Consider the following 473-nt stretch of genomic DNA (forward strand, 5'->3'; position numbering starts at 1 on the left):
GCCAATGGCGCCTGGCGCTACACCCCGAGCACTGAGCTCACCGAGGGCGACCACGTCTTCAGCGTCACCGCGACTGACGAAGCCGGCAATGTGAGCGCGCCGTCTGGCGAGTTCACGCTGACAGTTGATACTTCAGCACCGGATGCGCCGGTTCTGAGCGAGACGGATGGCGAGACCGCCAATGGCAGCACCGTCAATGGTAGCGCCGAGGCCGGCGGGACCGTCGAAGTCACCAATGGTGATGGCGATCTGCTGGGCAGCGGTACTGTCGCCGATGACGGCACCTTCAGCATCACGCTATCTCCGAAGCAGGAAGCCGGCGCTGAACTGACCGCCACCGTCACTGACGCCGCGGGCAATGAAAGTGCAGTCTCTGACACCCTGGTGGTGCCGGAAGACGCTGACGTTACCGCACCGAACACGCCGACCATCGCTTCCGCGACCGACGATGTGGAAGCCAATACCGGTGCCCT

General features: G+C 64.1%; 1 protein-coding gene. It reads left to right on the forward strand.

Annotated features, from left to right (window positions below; translation table 11 throughout):
- Positions 1-473, forward strand: a 473-nt coding sequence (locus tag QD280_RS17785) for an Ig-like domain-containing protein (RefSeq protein ID WP_279840150.1), incomplete at both ends; no start/stop codon positions are given.

Source organism: Cobetia sp. 1AS1 (genome assembly GCF_029846435.1).
In the GTDB taxonomy this organism is placed as follows: domain Bacteria; phylum Pseudomonadota; class Gammaproteobacteria; order Pseudomonadales; family Halomonadaceae; genus Cobetia; species Cobetia amphilecti.